The 18603-nt window shown below is 69.9% G+C and carries 17 protein-coding genes; 6 read left to right on the plus strand and 11 right to left on the minus strand.

The window, feature by feature from the left end; genetic code table 11:
- Positions 1–87: 87 nt before the first annotated feature.
- Entirely contained in the window at positions 88–591 is a 504-nt protein-coding gene (locus ACQEWB_RS50175; RefSeq protein WP_432844498.1) for a VOC family protein, read from the plus strand.
- Complete coding sequence (locus tag ACQEWB_RS50180; protein WP_432844499.1) at positions 584–1225, plus strand: GntR family transcriptional regulator; 642 nt, start codon at positions 584–586, stop codon at positions 1223–1225. The genes ACQEWB_RS50175 and ACQEWB_RS50180 overlap by 8 nt, the downstream gene beginning before the upstream one ends.
- 39 nt (positions 1226–1264) lie before the next feature.
- Here the strand turns inward: ACQEWB_RS50180 and ACQEWB_RS50185 are convergent, their stop codons facing one another.
- The 3 genes from ACQEWB_RS50185 to ACQEWB_RS50195 are packed head-to-tail and all read right to left on the minus strand — an operon-like array spanning position 1265 to position 5106.
- The gene (locus ACQEWB_RS50185) at positions 1265–2725 is read right to left on the minus strand and encodes an NAD-dependent succinate-semialdehyde dehydrogenase (protein WP_432844500.1); all 1461 of its coding nucleotides are present in this window, start codon (positions 2723–2725) and stop codon (positions 1265–1267) included.
- Positions 2726–2746: 21 nt separating this feature from the next.
- Positions 2747–3988: a M24 family metallopeptidase gene (locus tag ACQEWB_RS50190; RefSeq protein WP_432844501.1), complete on the minus strand. Its 1242-nt coding sequence runs from the start codon at positions 3986–3988 to the stop codon at positions 2747–2749.
- A complete protein-coding gene (locus ACQEWB_RS50195) occupies positions 3985–5106 on the minus strand; it encodes an NAD(P)-dependent oxidoreductase (RefSeq protein ID WP_432844502.1) in 1122 nt (373 codons plus the stop codon). The genes ACQEWB_RS50190 and ACQEWB_RS50195 overlap by 4 nt, the downstream gene beginning before the upstream one ends.
- A 522-nt stretch (positions 5107–5628) precedes the next feature.
- On the opposite strand from ACQEWB_RS50195, the gene ACQEWB_RS50200 reads away from it, so the two are divergent.
- Positions 5629–5772 carry a hypothetical protein gene (locus ACQEWB_RS50200; RefSeq protein ID WP_432844503.1) on the plus strand — a complete coding sequence of 48 codons (144 nt, stop codon included), beginning with the start codon at positions 5629–5631 and terminating at the stop codon, positions 5770–5772.
- Positions 5773–5902: 130 nt separating this feature from the next.
- Positions 5903–6943 carry a LacI family DNA-binding transcriptional regulator gene (locus ACQEWB_RS50205; protein WP_432844504.1) on the plus strand — a complete coding sequence of 347 codons (1041 nt, stop codon included), beginning with the start codon at positions 5903–5905 and terminating at the stop codon, positions 6941–6943.
- Positions 6944–7145: 202 nt separating this feature from the next.
- On the opposite strand, the gene ACQEWB_RS50210 is transcribed toward ACQEWB_RS50205, so the two are convergent.
- The 7 genes from ACQEWB_RS50210 to ACQEWB_RS50240 all read right to left on the minus strand — a co-directional run bounded on the left by ACQEWB_RS50210 (position 7146) and on the right by ACQEWB_RS50240 (position 14139).
- The gene (locus tag ACQEWB_RS50210; RefSeq protein ID WP_432844505.1) at positions 7146–7991 is read right to left on the minus strand and encodes a sensor histidine kinase; all 846 of its coding nucleotides are present in this window, start codon (positions 7989–7991) and stop codon (positions 7146–7148) included.
- A gap of 5 nt (positions 7992–7996) precedes the next feature.
- Positions 7997–8098 carry a hypothetical protein gene (locus ACQEWB_RS50215; protein WP_432844506.1) on the minus strand — a complete coding sequence of 34 codons (102 nt, stop codon included), beginning with the start codon at positions 8096–8098 and terminating at the stop codon, positions 7997–7999.
- A 775-nt stretch (positions 8099–8873) separates the two neighbouring features.
- Complete coding sequence (locus ACQEWB_RS50220; RefSeq protein ID WP_432844507.1) at positions 8874–9221, minus strand: hypothetical protein; 348 nt, start codon at positions 9219–9221, stop codon at positions 8874–8876.
- Between the two features lie 230 nt (positions 9222–9451).
- Positions 9452–10024: a TetR/AcrR family transcriptional regulator gene (locus ACQEWB_RS50225; RefSeq protein WP_432844508.1), complete on the minus strand. Its 573-nt coding sequence runs from the start codon at positions 10022–10024 to the stop codon at positions 9452–9454.
- Positions 10014–11132 (minus strand): MFS transporter, encoded by a 1119-nt coding sequence (locus tag ACQEWB_RS50230; RefSeq protein WP_432844579.1) that lies wholly within the window; start codon positions 11130–11132, stop codon positions 10014–10016. Before ACQEWB_RS50230 ends, ACQEWB_RS50225 begins: the two co-directional genes overlap by 11 nt.
- A gap of 119 nt (positions 11133–11251) precedes the next feature.
- Positions 11252–12562 carry an amidohydrolase family protein gene (locus ACQEWB_RS50235; RefSeq protein WP_432844509.1) on the minus strand — a complete coding sequence of 437 codons (1311 nt, stop codon included), beginning with the start codon at positions 12560–12562 and terminating at the stop codon, positions 11252–11254.
- Positions 12559–14139 carry an FAD-dependent oxidoreductase gene (locus ACQEWB_RS50240; protein WP_432844510.1) on the minus strand — a complete coding sequence of 527 codons (1581 nt, stop codon included), beginning with the start codon at positions 14137–14139 and terminating at the stop codon, positions 12559–12561. The genes ACQEWB_RS50235 and ACQEWB_RS50240 overlap by 4 nt, the downstream gene beginning before the upstream one ends.
- Before the next feature lie 278 nt (positions 14140–14417).
- On the opposite strand from ACQEWB_RS50240, the gene ACQEWB_RS50245 reads away from it, so the two are divergent.
- Entirely contained in the window at positions 14418–15074 is a 657-nt protein-coding gene (locus tag ACQEWB_RS50245; protein ID WP_432844511.1) for a TetR/AcrR family transcriptional regulator, read from the plus strand.
- Between the two features lie 140 nt (positions 15075–15214).
- Here the strand turns inward: ACQEWB_RS50245 and ACQEWB_RS50250 are convergent, their stop codons facing one another.
- The gene (locus tag ACQEWB_RS50250) at positions 15215–16732 is read right to left on the minus strand and encodes a long-chain-fatty-acid--CoA ligase (RefSeq protein ID WP_432844512.1); all 1518 of its coding nucleotides are present in this window, start codon (positions 16730–16732) and stop codon (positions 15215–15217) included.
- A 365-nt stretch (positions 16733–17097) separates the two neighbouring features.
- Between ACQEWB_RS50250 and ACQEWB_RS50255 the strand changes: the two genes are divergently transcribed.
- Positions 17098–18384, plus strand: a complete 1287-nt coding sequence (locus ACQEWB_RS50255) for a metallophosphoesterase (protein WP_432844513.1) — start codon at positions 17098–17100, stop codon at positions 18382–18384.
- Positions 18385–18603 lie beyond the last annotated feature (219 nt).

Genomic DNA, 18603 nt, shown 5'->3' on the forward strand with positions numbered 1-18603 from the left:
AATCTAGACTCACGCGTCATGACCCCCGCGAGAAATCAGGCATTAAGCTTGTCGGCACTGAATAATTGGATCCATAATGAGGTGACCATGTCGCTGCCCGGGCTGCGCAGGATGGACCATGTCGGGTTCACGGTGCCCGACATCAAGGAGGCGCACCGCTTCCTCGTCGACGTGATCGGCTGCGAGTACCTGTACTCCCTCGGTCCCTTCGAACGGCCGGACGACGACTGGATGCGCACGCACCTCGGCGTCCACCCCCGAGCGGTGATGGTCGAGAACCGCTGGTTCCGCTGCGGCGACCAGGCCGTCTTCGAGGTCTTCCACTACACGTCCCCCGACCAGCGGGACGCGATCCCCCGCAACAGCGACGTAGGGGGCCACCACGTCGCGCTGTACGTCGACGACCTGGACGTCGCCATCCAGCACCTTCAGGGCGCCGGCATCCGGGTGCTGGCCGGGCCGACCGCGAGTAGGGGCCCGGCCAGCGGGAACCGGTGGATCTACTTCCTCAGTCCATGGGGCATGCAGTTCGAGCTGGTCTCCTACCCCGGTGGCAAGGCCTGGGACAGGAATAATGCCGCCCATGACTGACGTGAGCAGCGAACGCGTGGTGGCCTACCTCCGCGACGCGATCCTCGGGGGCGAGCTGAAGCCGGGTGACCGGATCCGTCAGGAGGATGTCGCGGCAAAGCTGGACACCAGCCGGGTGCCTGTGCGTGAGGCGCTGCGGATGCTTGAGGCCGAGGGGCTCACCGAGCACGAGCCGCACAAGGGCGCGAGGGTGCCCCGTCTGACCCGGCACGAGGTTGAGATGATCTACCGGATGCGCGAGCGGCTCGAGCCCCTCGCGCTGGTCGAGAGCCTCGCTCAGCTCGATGAGTCGGACCACGAGCGGCTCGAGAAGGTGCAACTGCGCATCGAGGCGAACGACGACGTCCAGAAGTTCCTCGACCTCGACCGCGAGTTCCACATGCTCACCTACAGAGGCTGCGCGATCGACCCGCTCAACGCCATGGTCACCCGCCTCTGGAACTCGACCCAGCACTACCGGCGCGCGTACGTCGCCCTCGGCGGCCGGAACCGGATGTGGATCGTGAACTCTGAGCACCGGCTGATCCTCGACGCCGTCCTACGGCGCGACCGGACCGATGCCGAGCGGTACCTCGAGGGCCACATCCGGCGGACCCGCATCGAGCTCGGTCACCACCCCGAGGTCTTCTCCTGATCGGCCTTCGGGACCTCGCCACGCTGAACCGGGTCGCCGTCACCACGTGACGGCGATGTACTTCGACTCCAGGTAGTCGAGCATGCCCTCGTGACCCCCCTCACGGCCGACGCCGGACTGCTTGGTGCCGCCGAAGGGGGCGGCGGGGTCGGAGACGATGCCGCGGTTGAGACCGACCATGCCGGCGTCGAGCTGTTCACAGATCCGCATACCGCGTGCGAGGTCGGAGGTGTAGACGTAGGACACCAGACCGTACTCGGTGTCGTTGGCCATCCGGATCGCGTCGGCCTCCTCGGTGAAGGTCACCACGGGGGCGACAGGGCCGAAGATCTCCTGCGAGAGGATGCCGGCGTCGACCGGGACATCGAGCAGCACCGTCGGCTCGAAGTAGAACCCCTCGCGGTCCGGGCGGGTGCCGCCGACCACGACGCGTGCACCGGCGGCGACCGCGCCCCGCACGAGGTTGTCGACCTTGGCGGCCGACTCGTCGTTCACCAGCGGGCCGACCTCGGTGTCGGCAGAGGTGCCGGGGCCCACGCGCAGAGCCGCCATCCGGTCGGCGAGCCGGTGGCTGAACTCGTCTGCGATGCCTGCGTGGACGTAGAAGCGGTTGGCGGCGGTGCAGGCCTCGCCTGCGTTGCGCATTTTCGCGATCACCGCGCCGTCGACGGCGTCGTCGATGTCGGCGTCCTCAAGGACGAGGAACGGCGCGTTGCCGCCGAGTTCCATCGAGCAGTTGACGACCTGGTCGGCGGCCTCGCGGAGCAGTAGCCGCCCGACCTCGGTCGAGCCGGTGAAGGACAGTTTGCGGACCCGCGGGTCGTGCAGCATCGCGGACACCACCTCGCCCGAGCGGCGGGCGGGCAGCACGTTGACCACACCCGCGGGGACACCGGCGTCCTCAAGGATCCTGGCCAGCAGCAGCGCGGTGAGCGGGGTGTCGCTCGCCGGCTTGAGGATGACCGTGCAGCCCGCCGCCAGAGCGGGACCGATTTTGCGGGTGGCCATGGCGGCCGGAAAGTTCCAGGGCGTGACCAGCACGCAGATGCCGACCGGCTGCTGGAGTACGACGATCTTGTTGGCGCCCGCCGGCGCGGTCATCACGGCACCCGAGGCGCGAACCGCCTCCTCGGCGTACCAGCGGAAGAACTCCGCGGCGTACGCCGTCTCGCCGCGGGCGTCGGCGAGGGCCTTGCCGTTCTCGAGCGAGATCAGGTGGGCGATCTCCTCGGCGCGCTCCGTCATCAGCTCGAACGCGTGGCGCAGGATCTCCGATCGCTTCCGCGGCGCGGTCGCGGCCCAGCCGGCGGCAGCGGCGTGGGCTGCGTCGACCGCCGCCGCCGCGTCCTGGACCGTGCCGTCGGCGACGGTGGCCAGCACCGCGCCGGTCGCCGGGTCGAGGACGTCGAAGCGTCCCCCGTCGGAGGCGGACACCACCTTGCCGCCGAGGCAGAGGCCGAAGGGCAGGTCGGCGATCTGGTCGAGCGTGAAGTCACCCATGGCGAAGGGCCTTTCGGTGGATCAGTAGGGATTGGTGACGACGAGGCTCTGGGCCGGGAAGAGGGTGAGGATCTTCGGACCGTCCGCGGTGATGACGATCTCCTCCTCGATCCGCGCGGCGGAGACACCGTCGGAGGCCGGGCAGTAGGTCTCCAGCGCGAACACCATGCCGACCTGGAGCTCGACGGGCTCCTTCATCGAGTTGAGCCGCGAGATGATCGGTCGCTCGTGCAGGCCCAGGCCTAGGCCGTGCGCGAACTGCAGGCCGAACGCTTCCATCTCGCTGCCGAAGCCGAACTCCTCGGCCCTGGGCAGAAGCGCGGCGACCTGGTCGGTGCCGACACCGGCCTTGATGCCGTCGATGCCGCGGTCCATCCATTCCCGTGCCCGCGCGTAGGCGTCGCGCTGAGCAGCGGTCGCGCTGCCGACCGCGAAGGTGCGGTAGTAGCAGGTCCGGTAGCCGTTGAACGAGTGGATGATGTCGAAGAACGCCTGGTCGCCCGGGCGGATCAACCGGTCGGTGAAGTTGTGGGGGTGCGGGTTGCACCGCTCCCCCGATATCGCGTTGACCGCCTCGACCTGGTCGGAGCCCATCTCGTAGAGCCGCTTGTTCGCGAGCGCCACGATCTCGTTCTCCCGGACACCGGGCTTGAGCGCCTCGGTGATGTCCTGGTAGACGCCGTCCACCATCGCGGCCGCCTGGTTGAGCAGCACGATCTCGTCCTGGGACTTGATGCACCGGGCGTCCAGCATCAACTGCTGGGCGTCGACGACGGTCAGGCCCTGGCGCTGCATCTCGAAGAGGAACGGCGGTTCGACGATGTCCATGCCGATCGGCATGTCCGCGACGCCGGCCTCGACCAGCATCGACTTGATCTCCGCGACCGCGGTCTCCATCAGACCGACCGATGGCGCGACCGCGCCCCGAAAGCCGAGGAAGCCGGCTCGGTAGTTCTCTTCCGGCACCCACTTCGAGTGCAGCTTGTGGTGCTTGACCGCAGACCCGAAGTCCCACAGGACCGGGTCCTTGCCTCGTGCGAGCAGGGCGTAGCGGATCATCTTGTCGCCGAGCGCGCCGCCGATCCAGGTCTGCGTGGTGTAGCGGATGTTGTAGAAGTCGAACAGCAGGAACGCCCCGCACTCGCTGCTCTCCAGCGCCGCCTGCGCCCGGCCGAGGCGGTAGCGCCGCAATCGGTCGAAGTCGACCCGCTCCTCGTAGTCGACTCCCATGTGGCCGGGAGCCGGGAGCCGGACGCCGGTCATCCGCTGAGCCCGTCGTCGACCTGCACGCTCTCGGGATGCAGTGTGATGCCGGAGTTGTGCGCCTGGAGCTGGAGCAGGATCGCGAAGTCCTCATCGGGCCGGTCGCTGCTGACGCTCGCCTGGACAGCGGCGGCGGTCGCCGCGGCGACCGGCATCGGCACGTCGAGGTCGTGGGCGGCCTCGAAGCCGAGGTCGAAGTCCTTGCGGAGCAGCAGCGGCGTGAACGTCGGCGTGAAGTCGAGGTTCACGAACGCCGGCGCCTTGTAGCGCGTGAAGACCGAGCCCATCACCGAGTCGTTGAGGAACTCGAGGAACGCGGCCCGGGACATGCCGCCCTTCTCGGCGAGCACGGTGATCTCGGAGAGGCACTGGGTCACGACGCCGAGCATCAGGTTGTGGCAGATCTTGGCCAGCCGGGCCACGTCGCCCTCGCCGACGTACGTCGCGCCCTTGCCGAGGTGGGCGAGCAGGTGGGCGACCCGGTGGTAGGTCTCCTCGGGGCCGGAGACCACGAGGCTCAGTCCGCCGGCCGTCACCACCTTGGCGTTGCCGCTGACCGGCGAGGCGAGGAAGGCGACGGAACGCTCGGCGCACGCCGCGCGCATCGCGGCCGACGACTCGGTCGAGACCGTGGAGCAGTCGACGACGATCCGCGGCACGTGGTCGGGGTCCGCGAGCAGGCCGCCCTCGCCGAGGAGCACCTGCTTAAGGTCGGCCGGCGTCGAGACCATGGTGAACACGACATCGTGGCCGCGCAGGTCCGCAATGGTGTCGGCGACCGCGCAGCCCACCTCGCTGAGGGGCTCGGCCTTGGCACGGGTGCGGTTCCAGACCGTCACGTCCTCGCCGGCCCGAGCCAGGCGACTGGCCATCGCGGCGCCCATCCGGCCGGTGCCGATCCAGCCGACGCGGAGGGAGCCGGGCTCGGTAGCGGTGCTGTCTGTGTCCATGGTCAGACCTGCCTTCGTGGTGAGAGGTGGAGGTGTGGGTGCGCCGGGCCGCTGGGTCAGCCGGTCGGCGGTGCGGGTCCGTTGCCACGGGGCGGCGTTCGCGCAGCCGGGGATGCCGTCCTCGTCGGGTATCGGATGCTCCACGGGGCGGGCGGGGGCGGCGCGCACGGTCGAAGCCCCGTACGCGGACGAACGTCGCGCAGTGGTGGGAGACCGCCGCCCGGGCGAGACGCTCGCCCGCCGCGCGGCGGCGACGCCCGGCGGGCGCGTCGCGTCTCCGCTCCTCGCGCTCCGCGTCGGCGGCTGCACCCAGGCCAGCACACCGCGGAGCCGACGAGTCCGTCCATCCTCACCCCTGTGCCATGAGTTGTCGATTGCCTGGTGATGAATGCTGCAATCGAGTGCAGCCTCATCCACCAGCGGCCGGGTGTCAAGTGGTGGCCCTTGCTAGAGCCCCAATACTGCAATCGAATGCACAATCCGGTAGCGTGTCCTGTAGCAATCGCTGGGCGAGCTCGCCGACGTGCGCATCGTCGGGGCGATCGACCCGGACATGGACTCCCAGGGCGCGGTGCTGTTCGCCGCCCTGGACGCTGGGGTGACTGCGGCGGTGGCGGCCCCCACGCCTGATCGGGCTCGGCGCAGCGGCGCTGGGCTGCCCACTGCTCACGAGCTCTCAGGAACCCGGCGATGGCGACGCTCGTCGCGGTCTTCATCGGGGCTGATCCGAGTAGCGGTGCACTCCTGGCTCCCGACCGGGCGACCGAGGTGCCCCCGTCGGCCCGGGAGCACTGGTGGTCGCCGGTCTCCTGGACGCCGGCCGCTTCTCGATGATCTACGGTGCATACGCCTCGCCAGCCGTACCCCTGGGTCTCGGTGCCGGTCTGACGAGGCGACAGTGTCCGCCGGCCGGCACCTGACCCCGGCTAAGATGAGCGCCGTGCAGACTCCGACGCTCCGAGACGTGGCCGATGCGGCGGGCGTCCATCCGGCCACGGCGTCGCGCGCGCTGAACCCTGCAACCCGCAGCCTGGTCAACGCCGCCACCGCACGTCGGGTCATCAAGGCGGCGGAGCAACTGGGCTACCGGCCCAACCCGATCGCCCGCGGCCTGAAGACCGCCAAGTCCGGAACCGTCGGCTTGGTCATCCCCGACCTCACGAACCCTCTTTTCCCGCCGATCGTGCGCGGCATCGAGGACGTGCTCGAGCCGGCCGGCTACAGCGGTCTGATCGTCAACACCGACAACGACCCCGGCCGCGAGCGCGCCCAGATCGATTCCCTGCGGTCGCGCCAGGTCGAGGGCTTCATCATCGCCACGGCGCTCGTCCATCACCCGCTCCTCGAACAGATGCGCCGCGAGGACGTGCTGATGGTGATGGTGAACCGCCGCCCGGACGGGATCGACGTACCCTCCATCACCCCGGACGACGCCGCCGGCATCGAACTGGCGGTTCGGCACCTCGCCGACCTCGGCCACCGCCGCATCGCCCACCTCGCCGGTCCGGCGAACACATCGACCGGCGTGGTACGGGCCCGGTCCTTCCGCAGCGTGGTCCGCGACCTCGGACTCGACGACGACCCGGCGCTGGTCACGACGTGTCGCTACTGGAGCGAGGAGTCCGGCGCCGAGGCGATGCGCTCGATGCTCGCCGCCGGCGCGGACTTCACTGCCGTCGTCGCAGGCAACGACCTGATCGCGCTCGGCTGCTACGACGTGTTCGCGGAGCGCGGCATCGACTGCCCGCGCGACATCAGCGTGGTCGGCTTCAACGACATGCCCTTCCTCGACAAGCTCCGCCCGCCGCTGAGCACGGTCGCGATCCGGCATCAGCAGATCGGTACCGAGGCCGCGCGATTGCTGCTCGACGGAATCGCCGAGCCGAACCGTCCGACGCGGTCCGTGCTGCTGCCGGTGTCGCTCGTCGTCCGGGGCTCGACCGCTCCCCCGCGCCAGGCACCACTTCAGGGTGGTTTTCAGGCTGCGCGGGCAACTGACCTGTGACGTTTCAGGCTTGACCATTGAGTCCAATGAGCTGCTCGCCTGCGAGCTCTACTCCAGGTTTGCGCGGGAGGTCCTGGACGATGTCGGCGTCGAGTGCGCGCTGCGCACCCGCCGACCGGTCGACGACCGGCACACGGAGCGGATCGCCGACCTTGTGATGAACGGGCTGGCAGGCGGAGGCACAGGGCCGTTCTGCGCTCTCTCACGACGTGCCATGGTTCCGTTCGTCCGGAGGCCGCACGGGGAGTACGAGACGGAAGGTGCACCCCTTGCCCGGCGCGGTGTCCAGTTCCAGGCGGCCCCCGTGCCCCTCGGCGATCGCGGCGGCGATGGACAGACCCAGGCCGCTGCCGCCGTGGGCACGGGATCGGGACGGGTCGGCGCGATAGAAGCGCTCGAAGACGTGTCGGGCGTTCTGGGCGGCGAGTCCGGGTCCGTCGTCCGCCACTTCGACCACGCCGACGGGCATGCCGTGCGGCAGAGGGGGTGACGCGCTGGTGCGTCCGGGGCGGTCTGCTCCGCAGGTGTCCGCACCGACTCGGGTCGCGCCCACCCGGACGTGGACCGGGGTCCCGGACGGGGTGTACAGGCGGGCGTTGGAGAGCAGGTTCTCGACGATCTGTCTCAGCCGGTGGGGATCGCCGGTGGCTTCCACCACGTCCAGTTCGCCGCTGCCCGCCGGGCCCGGCAGCGGGCCCAGGTCGACCGGATGACCCGGCCCGTGCAGGGCGGCAGTGCGCACCGCGTCCGCCGCCAGGGAGAGCAGGTCCACCGGGGCGCTGTCGTACGACGGCTCCCTGTCGAGCTGGGTGAGGAGTTGAAGATCGTCGACGAGAAGGCCCATGCGCTCCGCGTTCTGCGCGATGAGCTGGTGGGCCCCGTCCTGTTCATCGGCCGACAGACGTGCTCGGTGCAGTGCGAGCTGTGCGTAGCCCTGGATGGCGGTGAGCGGGGTGCGCAGTTCGTGGCCTGCGTCAGCGACGAAGCGCCGCATGCGTGCCTCGGACGCCTCCCGCTCACGAAGCGCCTGCTGCAGCCTCTCCAGCATGGAGTTCAGCACCCGCCCGAGAGCCGCCCGATCTCGGTCTGCGGATCGGTGTCGGGGAGCCGCAGATCGAGTTGCCCCGCGCTGATCCGCTCGGCGGTGTGCTCCATGCGCGTCAGGGGAAGCAGGCCGAGCCGCACGACCCAGCGCGACGAGGGCGGCGACGGTGATGACGAGCAGCACGCCATTGACCCAGAGGACCTGGGTGCGGCGGAGTGAGCCGAGGCTAGAAGCGGTGTGTGGGTGTGGGATGAGGTTGAGCGGAGAGTCTTCTGTGAGCACGTGGTCGGCGAACGTCCCTGCCCATGCGGGCCGTCGGTACGAATGCGGTCACTCTGGTCGTGCGGACCTTCCGAGCGCGACAGAACCGTCCGCCGGCCTCAGGGAGGCCGTCAGACGGACGGCGACTGGTTGCGGGGTCGAACGGTGGCGGGACCGGCGTCGGTGCGGCCTTCCGATAGGTGAAGTGCTCGGCAGGAAGGTGGTGCCGGAAGGCTCCCTGGCGGCACCGGACGAAGGTGAGATGACCGCCCGCCGAGGCGGAGCCTCGGGCAGACGTGGGTGTCAGGAGTGAGGGGCCGGAGGCGGGCTTGGTGCCTCATCGCGTCGAGACAGGCTCGGCCAGGGCTCGAGTGTTCTGACCGGCCCGCACATGCCGTTTGCGACGTGTTCCCCAGATGTCAGGACAGCGACCGTTGAAGCCGGTCAATGAGGATTTGGCCGGCCGCCCGGCGGCGGCCCCGGGCACCGGCCGATGCCATCAGACGGCGCTGCCGGCGTGCGGCGCCGGACTGCGCGGCTGCTGGGTGTTCGGCGACCAGCCGAAGCCAGCGCTGGATGGCTGTCCAGGCGCGGTCGAAAGCCCGTGCATCAAGGGCCTGTGCATCAAGGGTTCAACAGTCCGCCATGCATATCGTTCATCGACCGATTGATGGGTGAGCGGCACATGGAAGTGGACAGGTGTGAGGAGCACCTCGAACCCCAGACGTGCGTCAGGTGCCGTCGCCAGTTCACTGCGGGCGACAGCGCGGTCGGCCCGGCGAGGCGGCGTTCGCCCCGGGCCGGACCTTCGCGCACAGCATGGAGGGCATCGCCGGCAACGCCATGGGCTTCGAACACGAGCCGACCTCCGCCGAACTGGCCCAGCGCTGGCCATCGTTCAGGCTGCGTCCGCTGCTCGACCTCGACGCCGACGTTCCGATGCTCGTGATCAATGGTGCCGATGACGTCCACGTTCCCCAGCACGACACCCTTGTGTTCGTCGCCCGCAGAGACACGGAAGTCGCGTCCACAGCTGACCGCGGCACCTTCGGCTCACTTGGAGAACCACCCCTCACGACCGCTCTCGTCCGCGACGATCAGGAGCGCAGGCATCAGCTGCCCCACCTTTTCCAAGTGGCCATGGCTAGGGACGAGAAGACCATCAGGCCGCACACCGATCGCCCGCAGGCCATCGGCCGCGCTCATGGACGAGCGGGAATCCGTGTCTGGAGCCCGTCGTGCAATGCCCGCAGTCCGAAGACGAGACTCGTGTGGGATGACGCGGTGACGCAGGCACCGGCCACGAATGCCAGGATGGTTTCCTTCGCGTGCTCGGCGTCCGGGTCGGTGAATCCGGCCGCCGAGCAGAGCGCGAGGAGGTGATTGTCGTGGAGCGTGCGCCTGGGACCGTACGGGGCGTGGAGAGGCATGGCGGGCACGACCCACGAGTGCCGCTGGAACATCGCGTGCATCTCCTGAGCCATGGCGATGGATGCTTCCCGCCACTCGACTCCTTCCAGGCCGGGCAGCCGCAGTTCCGCCCAGACCGCGTCGGAGGCCAGCAGCAGGAGGTCGTTCTTGTTCCTGACGTGCCAGTAGATCGCTGCAGCGGTGGAGTCGAGAAGTTCACCGAGGCGCCGCATGGTCAGGCCACCGATCCCCTCAGCGTCGAGAAGACCGATCGCGGCACGGACGATCTGCTCCTGGCCCAGGGCCTGGCGCTCGGGGCGGTGACCCGCGCCGTCCTGGACAGGATTCTGTCGTTCACCGTTCACGTCGGTCCCGGCGTACCGCCACCAGCGCGCTCACGGCCAGCAGGGCCACCACCACGCCGAAGCCGATCCCGGCCGACCGAAGCCCCACGGCGTCGGCGGCCACCCCGACGCCGACCACGGGCACGGAGATGGCGACGTAGAGGACGATGAAGTAGGTCGAGACGACCTCCGCCCGCTGGTCGGCGGGGGCGTCGGCGTTGATCGCGGCCAGTCCCGCGCGAAAGCTCACGCCCTGCCCCAGCCCGGCTGTCACGGCGGCGCCCAGCAGGAGTGCCAGGGATTCGGTGGCGAGTCCCGCGATGAGCAGGGCCATGCCTGCGATCAGTAGCCCGCACCCGGCGGGCAGGGCGGCTCGGCCCAGTGGTCGTACGAGGGTGATCTGGCCGATGGCCGAGGCGGCGAACACCGTGCAGACCACGGCTCCGGACAGTGCGGGATCGGACAGGTGGAGCAGCCGCCCGAGGAACGACGGTGCGACTGCCGTGAACAGCCCGAGTACCGCGAAGCTCGCGAAACCGGCGATCGACGCCCGCAGGAAGGCGGCCCGCACCCGCTCCGGCACCCTCGGAGGGATCACACGCAGCCGTGGCCGCCCGGTGATCTCGACCGGTTCCGGCATCAGCCACACGCCTGCCGTGACAACGGCGAGCAGGCCGAGGTGCACCTCGTACGGCAAGTGCAGGGGATCTGGGGCGAGTTGGGCGAGCAGTCCGGACAGCAGTGGTCCCGCGCCCAGGCCGCCCATGTTCGCCACGGTCGCCGCCAGGGTGGCGCGTTCTCCCGCGTCCTCGTCGGCCAGGTCGACCAGGGCGGCGGTCGCGGTGCCGGTGAAGATGCCCGCGGACAGGCCCGACAGGACGCGCCCGGTGAGCAGTAGGGGCAGATTGTCCGCGGTCAGGAACACCAGGGAGCTGAGGACGGCGCAGGCGAGTCCCGGCAGCAGCGTCCGCCGCCGTCCGAGAACGTCCGAGACACGCCCGAACAGCACCAGCGCGGTCACCACGCCCACCGCGTAGACGGCGAAGATCACCGTGCTCATGAGCGTCGAGAAGCCCAGGCGGTGCTGGTAGAGCACGTACAGCGGGGTCGGCAGCGTGGTGCCCAGCATGACCACGGTGAAGGCCAGGGCCACCAGCCAGAACGCCGTACCTCGCGACACGGCCCGCCGGCGTGAACTTGTGCCGACGCGTGTCCGTCCGGGTGCCACGGGCAGCCGACTGCCAGTGCTCACGCCGCGTCCATCGCGTGGAGGAGCCGTTCACCCGACTCCTGGAGCCGGTCCCTGACCTCGTCGAGGCCGGAGTGGACCAGTGCGTGATCGCGTTTGCGCCACCGGCCCGCGATCATGACCGCTTCGATGTTGGCGATGTCCGCGTGCAGGGCGGCGGCGATCGGATGGTGGGCCGGCCACAGGTTGAGGGCGCGGGTGTCGACGGCGACGAGATCGGCCTGCATGCCCGGTTCGATGCGGCCGACCTGGTCGGCTAGGCCGAGCGCCCTCGCTCCTTCGACGGTCGCCCAGGCCAGCGCCTGCTTGGCGGTGATGGAGGGCGTGTGGGCGTGTGTGCCGGTGTTCTGCCTGTGGGCGTGATCGAGGCCGCGCTGGTGGGCGAGGGCCATGCGGGCCGCGGTGAGGACCTGTCCGGGTACGACGGTCTCGACGTCGGTGCCGAGCGAGGGTGCTGCCCCGTGGCGCAGCAGGGAGCCGGTGACGGGGGTGCCGTGGCCCTGGCCGAGTTCGTTCTCGGGTGTGCTGGTGAAGGTGACGCCGGCGTCGACGAGCCTCTTGACCCAGCCGTCGGGCAGGTCGGAGCCGTGCACCACGTTGGTGCGGGGGCCGAACAGTCCGGCGTCGCGTACGGCCTCCCAGCCCGGCGCGAGGACTCCGCCGCTCTGGTGGAGGGAGACAACGAGTCCGCGTGCGTGCGCGGCTCGGAAGTCGGCCACCGCGGTGTGCGAGGAGGAGTACTGCGGTCCCTGGACGGCCATGCCGAGCGTGAGCAAGTCGTGGTCGCGGACCGGGCCGTCCAGCAGGCGGTCGACCTCGGCGAGCGGATGCGGGAGATCAGGGTCCCGGTAGGGGGTGCCGTGCAGGAAGACGGCACGGATACCGGCGTGCACGAGCCCTTCGACGGCCCCGTCGGCATGCCCGGGCGTCAGGCTGTTGTGGCACCAGTCGCCGAGCGTGGTCGTACCGCAGTTGATCTGGTTCAGCGCGCCGGCGAGGTTGCTGACGTACATGTCGTCCGGCGTGTAGTGCTGTACGGCGCTCCCGTGCAGGTGGGTGAGGTACTCCAAGAGCGTCCAGTCGGCGCCCACGGCACGCAGCCCGGTCTGCCAGGTGTGCAGATGGGCGTTGACCAGGCCGGGGATGATCACGCGTCCGGTGAGGTCCACGGTTTCGGCGTCGGCCGCCTCCAGGTCCTGGCCGATCTCGGCGATGCAGTCGCCGTCGACGAGGATGTCGACGTGCTCGGCGTCGGGGCGGCCGGGCGTCATGGTGATCACCCGCGCGCCACGCAGCAGGGTGCGGTTCATTCGGCGCCCGCCGTACCAGGCGCCGACACGGTGGGGATCTCCGCGGAGGGCATCATCGTCTGGATGGCGATGCGAGTGCTGGTGAGGATGTCTTCAGTCGCGATGTGGCCGATGTAACCGTCGGGGCGGACAAGCACGAGGGTGTCCTCGGTGAGCCCGTGGACCTGCCCGAGTGTCCCTGCAGGGTCGGTGAGGACGTGGTCCGCGCGTTCGGCGGGGGCGCCGACGGCGATCCGCTGCAACTGCGCGCCGAGGGCTGGCCATTCGAGCCGGTCGAGGGCGTCGGCGGCCCGGCTGCCGTGGGCGAGGGCGGTGAAGTGCGGTCCGCGCAGGACGTCGAACAGCCGGACGTGCTTGCCGTCGCTGCCGGTCAGCACGGCGTCCGGCATCCGGTCGCCGACGCGCAGCGTCTTGGTGCGGTTGCTGTCGGCGGGGGCGAGGCGGCCGCCGAAGTAGGTGAGGGCGAGCTGCTGTTCGTCCTTGCCGCGCTTGAGGCTCGACGGGTCGAGCTTGGTCATGCGGTCGTAGTTCTTGGTGGACAGTCCGAGTACTGCGGCCGCGATCGGCATCCGTTCGGCTTCGTAGGTGTCCAGGAGTGCGGGGTCGGCTCCGGCCAGGACCTGGGCGAGCTTCCAGCCGAGGTTGTAGGCGTCCTGGATACCGGTGTTCAGCCCCTGGGCGCCGGCCGGTGTGTGTACGTGTGCGGCGTCGCCGGCGAGGAAGACCCGTCCCCGGCCGTAGCTCTCGGCGAGGCGGATGTTGGGCCGGAACACGGACGTCCATCGGATGTCGCTCAGGGTGATGCGCCGGTTGCCGGTGATCGAGCGGATCCGTTCGTTGAGTGCCGCCTCGTCGAGCAGGGGCTCCTCGTCGGCCGCCAGCCGGATCATCCACTGGAAGACGTCGCTGTGGGGCAGGGGGCACGCGCCGGCGAACTTGCCTCCGAGTCGGGGCCACATGTGCCACCGGTTCCGGGACAGGCCCGTGGTGACGGCGTCCACGATGATCATGCGGTCCTGTTCGTCCGTCGACCCGGTGAAGTCGATGCCGAGCTGCTTGCGGACGGTGCTGGAGCCGCCGTCGGCGCCGACGGCGTAACGGGCGGTGATCTGCTCGGTCCCGTCGGGGCCCGCCACCTTGGCGGTGACGAGGTCCGTGTCCTGGGCCAGTTCGAGAAGTTCTGTCCCGAACTCGACGTGGTGGCCGAGCTGTTCGAGGCGGTCGTGCAGGGCGCGGTCGGTGCTGTGCTGGGGGATCAGCCATGTCTTGGGGTAGGGCACGTCCGCGCTCGGCCGCCGGTTGCGCATCATCCGCCACGGAACCGCCAGCGGGCCGGCATGGAGACCGATGAGCGGATAGGGGCTGCCGCCGGCCAGGACGGAGTCGAGCGCGCCCAGGTCCTCCAGCACCTCCAGGGTGCGCGGCTGGACGCCCTTGGCCCGTGAGCCGTCGAAGGCGTGCTCCGACTTGCTGACGATGCGGACGTCGAGGCCGCGGCGGACGAGGTCGATCGCCAGGGTGGCCCCGGTCGGCCCGGCGCCGATGACCAGGACGTCGAGGGGCTTGTGCTCGTTCATGACTCTTGCCTTTCCGTGCCGGTTGCTGTGCACGAGGCGACGCCCGGCGACTTCGCGCAGTGGTTTGTGGGGGTCAATGGCCGCGGTCCATGAGCGAGGTTCTCCTGCGGCTTCGACGGGAGCCTGCGCTGTCGAGTGCGTCGATGCACCGTGAGTCGCATCGCGGTGCAGAACAGATTCGTAATGGTTACAGTGTTTCCGTTATCTGGCTCCTGTCAAGCGGTCATACTTTCCAGGTGTCAACATCAGGAGATCAGCTGCAAGGGGGTGGGGCGTCGGTGCGGCGCTCTCCCGGCCGTCCGCCCGTCCCGCTCGAGCGGATCGTCGCCGCGGCGGTGCAGATCGTCGACGAGGAGGGTGCCGAGGCCCTGTCGATGCGCACCCTCGCCCAGCGTCTGGGCTCCGGCACGGCCACGCTCTACCGTCACTTCGGCAACCGGGCCGCCCTGGTGGCCCATGTGGTGGACCGCATGTTCGGCGGGCTCGAGATCAGAGGCGACGAGCTCGCCGCCATGGGCTGGCGGGACGCGTGCCGCACGATGGTGCAGGCCCTGTTCGACGCCGTGAGCCGGCACGAGAACGTGGCGCCCCTGCTCGTCGAGGGGATTCCCGTCGGCCCGAACGCGATGGCCGTGCGGGAGCACTGCATCGCGGTCCTGCTGGCCGACGGCTTCCCGCCGCGGGTGGCGGCGCACGCCTACGCCGCCCTGTCCCGCTATGTGCTCGGGTTCGCGATTCAGATCCGGGGGCTTCACGGCGCGGACGAGCCCGGCGGCGACGCCCAGGCGTCGGCCGCCTTCCGGGCCGCGGATCCCTCGCTGTATCCCGCCACCGCCGCGGTGGCCGACTGGATGCCGGTACCGCTGGAGGACGAGTTCCGCTTCGGCCTGGAGCTCCTCCTCGACGGGCTCGGCTGGCTGCGCGAGGGCGACTGACCTCCGACGGGACGTGGTGCCGCGGTGGCCGGGGCCGCTCGCCGGGACGGCACAGGTGCGACCCTCCTGCCACCGCCCCCGACGACCGGACGCTACCCTCGGTGCCCGCCCTCGCGGGCGGAGCGACGGGCACCGCCAGATCATCCGAGCTCGCGCTTGAGGATCTTGCCGGTTGCCGTCAGCGGGAGCGCGTCGGTGAACTCGACGATGCGCGGGTACTTGTAGGCGGCGAGCCGTTCCTTCCCCCAGGCGATGAGTTCGCCTTCGGTTGCGGTGGCGCCGCGCGCAGTGACGATCACGGCCTTGATCTCCTCACCGTGCGACTCATGGGGCACGCCGACCACGGCGATCATGGAGACGGCCGGGTGCTCCAGGAAGAGTTCCTCGATCTCGCGCGGATAGACGTTGAAGCCGCCTCGGATGATCATGTCCTTGGCCCGGTCGACGATGTAATAGAAGCCGTCGGCATCTCTCCGCGCCAGGTCGCCGGTGCGGAACCAGCCGTCGCGCAGGACTTCGGCGGTCGCCTCGGGCCGCTTGTAGTAGCCCTTCATCACGTTGTGGCCCTTGATCGCGATCTCGCCGATCGCGTCCGCGTCGCCCTTCACCTCGGACCAGTCGTCGTTGACGAGCCTCATCTCCACACCCGGGATGGGTACCCCGATCGACCCGACGCGCGGCAGCTCGCCGAACACCGAGAACGAGGCCACCGGAGAGGTCTCCGACAGTCCGTAGCCCTCGAGGATCGTCACACCGAACCGCTCCTGGAACTCCCTGTGCACCTCGCCGGGGAGCGCGGACCCGCCGGCGACGGCGACCCGTAGATCGCGGGCGAGGGCGGCGACGTCGACGGAGTCGTCCAGTGCGCCGAGCATGGCCCAGTACATGGTCGGGACGCCGCCGAAAAGCGTCACCCGCTCCTGGGTCATGAGGCGCAGTGCCGCGCCGGGCTCGAAGCGCGGCAGCATCACCATGGTTCCGCCGAAGGCGAGGGCGGCGTTCTGGAACACCGTCTGGCCGTAGGAGTGGAACAGCGGAAGCGCGCACAGATAGGTGTCCGGACGATCCGCCGACGTGTCGAACAGCATCTCGTCGATGAGCGCGTTGTCCCGCATGTTCCGGTGCCGCAGCTCGGCACCCTTGGGTACACCGGTGGTACCGGAGGTGTACAGGATGACGGCCGTGTCGTCCTCGTCCGTGACCACGGTGTCGAAGGTGGGCGGCTGCCCGGCCCAGGGCAGTTCCCGCGAGGGATCGACGACGTACAGGCCGATCTCCGCCCCCTCCGTCGCGGCGCGCGCGGTGTCGCCGATGGGCAGATCGGCGGTGCCCTCGAAGGCGATGTACGCCCGGGCGTCGGAATCCCGCAGGTGGTAGGCCACTTCGCGTGCCTTCAGCAGGACGTTCAACGGCACCACCGTCCCGCCGGCCTTGAGGATGCCGTAGTAGGCGATCGGGAAATACGGCAGGTTCGGCATCGACAGGGCGACTTTGTCACCCGGCCGGATGCCCCTTGCCGCCAGCAGGTTCGCCACCTGGCAGGCCGACTCGTGCAGCTGTGCGTAGGACAGCCGGCTGCAGCCGAAGACGATCGCGGTGCGGTCCGGGAACCGTGCGGCGGAACTCTCCAGGAGCTCCGCGAGGTTGTATTCGGTCACGACGCGGCCACGATCCACTGGTACGACATACACACTCCTTCATCGCGGTTCGCCCTCGCGCGTATGCACGCAGCTCAGGCGGTCAGGGGGCAGGGATGGCGGGACGGCGACGTGACAACCGGCCTCCGGCTTCCCGGATCCCGCTGCGAGGCTCGGCACACCCCGGGTCGGTGACTCCTGCGTTCCTTCAGTCCGGGTGCATCACGTCGACACCCGGAAATCAAGAGCGCTTGACATCGAGCATTAACGGTAACATCGTATCCATTACATGGCGCCGGTATCAATCCCCTCCGGCCGCGGTTCGCCGACGGCGGATGATCTGCGCGTCCACCCAGGTGAATCCGAAAACCCGAGAGAGGCCCTTGATGGAGGACGTGTACGAGCTGGCGGCGATCGCCGCGTTCTGCGCGTTGCACTGGTTCGCCTGGAAGCGGCTGGCTCGCGACACGACGCGGGAGGCGGGCCAGGCTCGCCGCACGGGCGCGGTCCTGCTGGTCCTGGGCCCGCTGCTCGGGGCCGCGGCCTTCACGGCCGAGCGCGGAGGCGCCCCCTTCCGGCTCCAGCAGATCCTGGCCTGGCCCGGATACCTGGGGCTGGCACTCTCGCTCTACCTCGTCCTGGCACTACTCGCAGGGGAGGTGGTGCGGCCCGTGCTGCTCCGGGCCGTGACAGGCGGAAGAGGCCGCGCGCGGGAGGAGACAGCCCTCGTACTCCCGCCCTCGCCCGCACGGACGGGGGCAGGGCCCGGGCAGGAGAGGGGCGAGCCCGAGGCCGAGGCCGGGACCGTCATGCTGAGCGGGGCCTCGGGCGGCAGTTCACCGTCTGACCTTTCTCGTCGTCTCTTCGTCTCCCGGACGATCGCCGGAGCCGCAGCGGCCGCCGCCGCCGGGACCGTCGGTTACGGCACCTATGGCGTGCTGCGCGGGCCCGGAGTGAAGCGGGTCACCGTCCCGCTGGCCAAGCTGCCCAGGGCCGCGCACGGCTTCCGGATCGCCGTCGTCAGCGATATCCACCTCGGCCCGATCCTGGGCCGCGGCTTCGCCCGGAAAGTCGTGGACACCATCAACTCGACCCAGCCCGACCTCATCGCCGTGGTCGGCGATCTGATCGACGGCAGCGTGGAGGACCTCGGCGCGTCCGTGGCGCCGCTGGCACACCTCAGGGCACGGCACGGCGCGTTCTTCGTGACCGGGAACCACGAGTACTACGCGGGCGCCGAGCCGTGGGTCCAGCACGTACGGGACCTTGGACTGCACCCGCTGGAGAACGACCGCACGGAGCTCGCCCACTTCGACCTCGCCGGGGTGAACGACGTCTCGGGCGAGGAGGAGGGCGCGGGACCCGACTTCGCACGGGCGCTCGGCGACCGGGACCGCACGCGCGCCTCGGTCCTGCTCGCCCACCAGCCGGTCGTCATCCATGAGGCCGTACGACATGGCGTCGACCTGCAGCTCTCCGGCCATACCCACGGAGGCCAGATGTGGCCCGGCAACCTCCTCGCGGGCCTCAGCAATCCCACGGTGTCCGGACTCGAACGCTACGAGGACACGCGGCTGTACGTCACCAGGGGCGCCGGCGCCTGGGGCCCGCCGGTCCGGGTGGGCGCGCCCTCCGACATCACGGTCGTGGAACTCGCCTCCCGCAGCGCCTGAGCGAGTGTCCGCGCCCCGGTCCCACGTCGGGGCCTGTCCGCACCGACCCACGGCAGCCGGCCATGGCGGCCGCGTCCGGCCGGGTCGTGTCGACGGCGACTCCTGACGGCGTACTGCTGTGGCCGACCTCATCAGTACCGAGACGCCTCATCAGTACTGAGACTTCCCTCCCGAGCATGACGATGACAGACCCGCTCCCCGAGATCCTCAGGTACCCGA

The organism is Streptomyces sp. CA-249302, from assembly GCF_050936785.1.
In the GTDB taxonomy this organism is placed as follows: Bacteria; Actinomycetota; Actinomycetes; order Streptomycetales; family Streptomycetaceae; genus Streptomyces.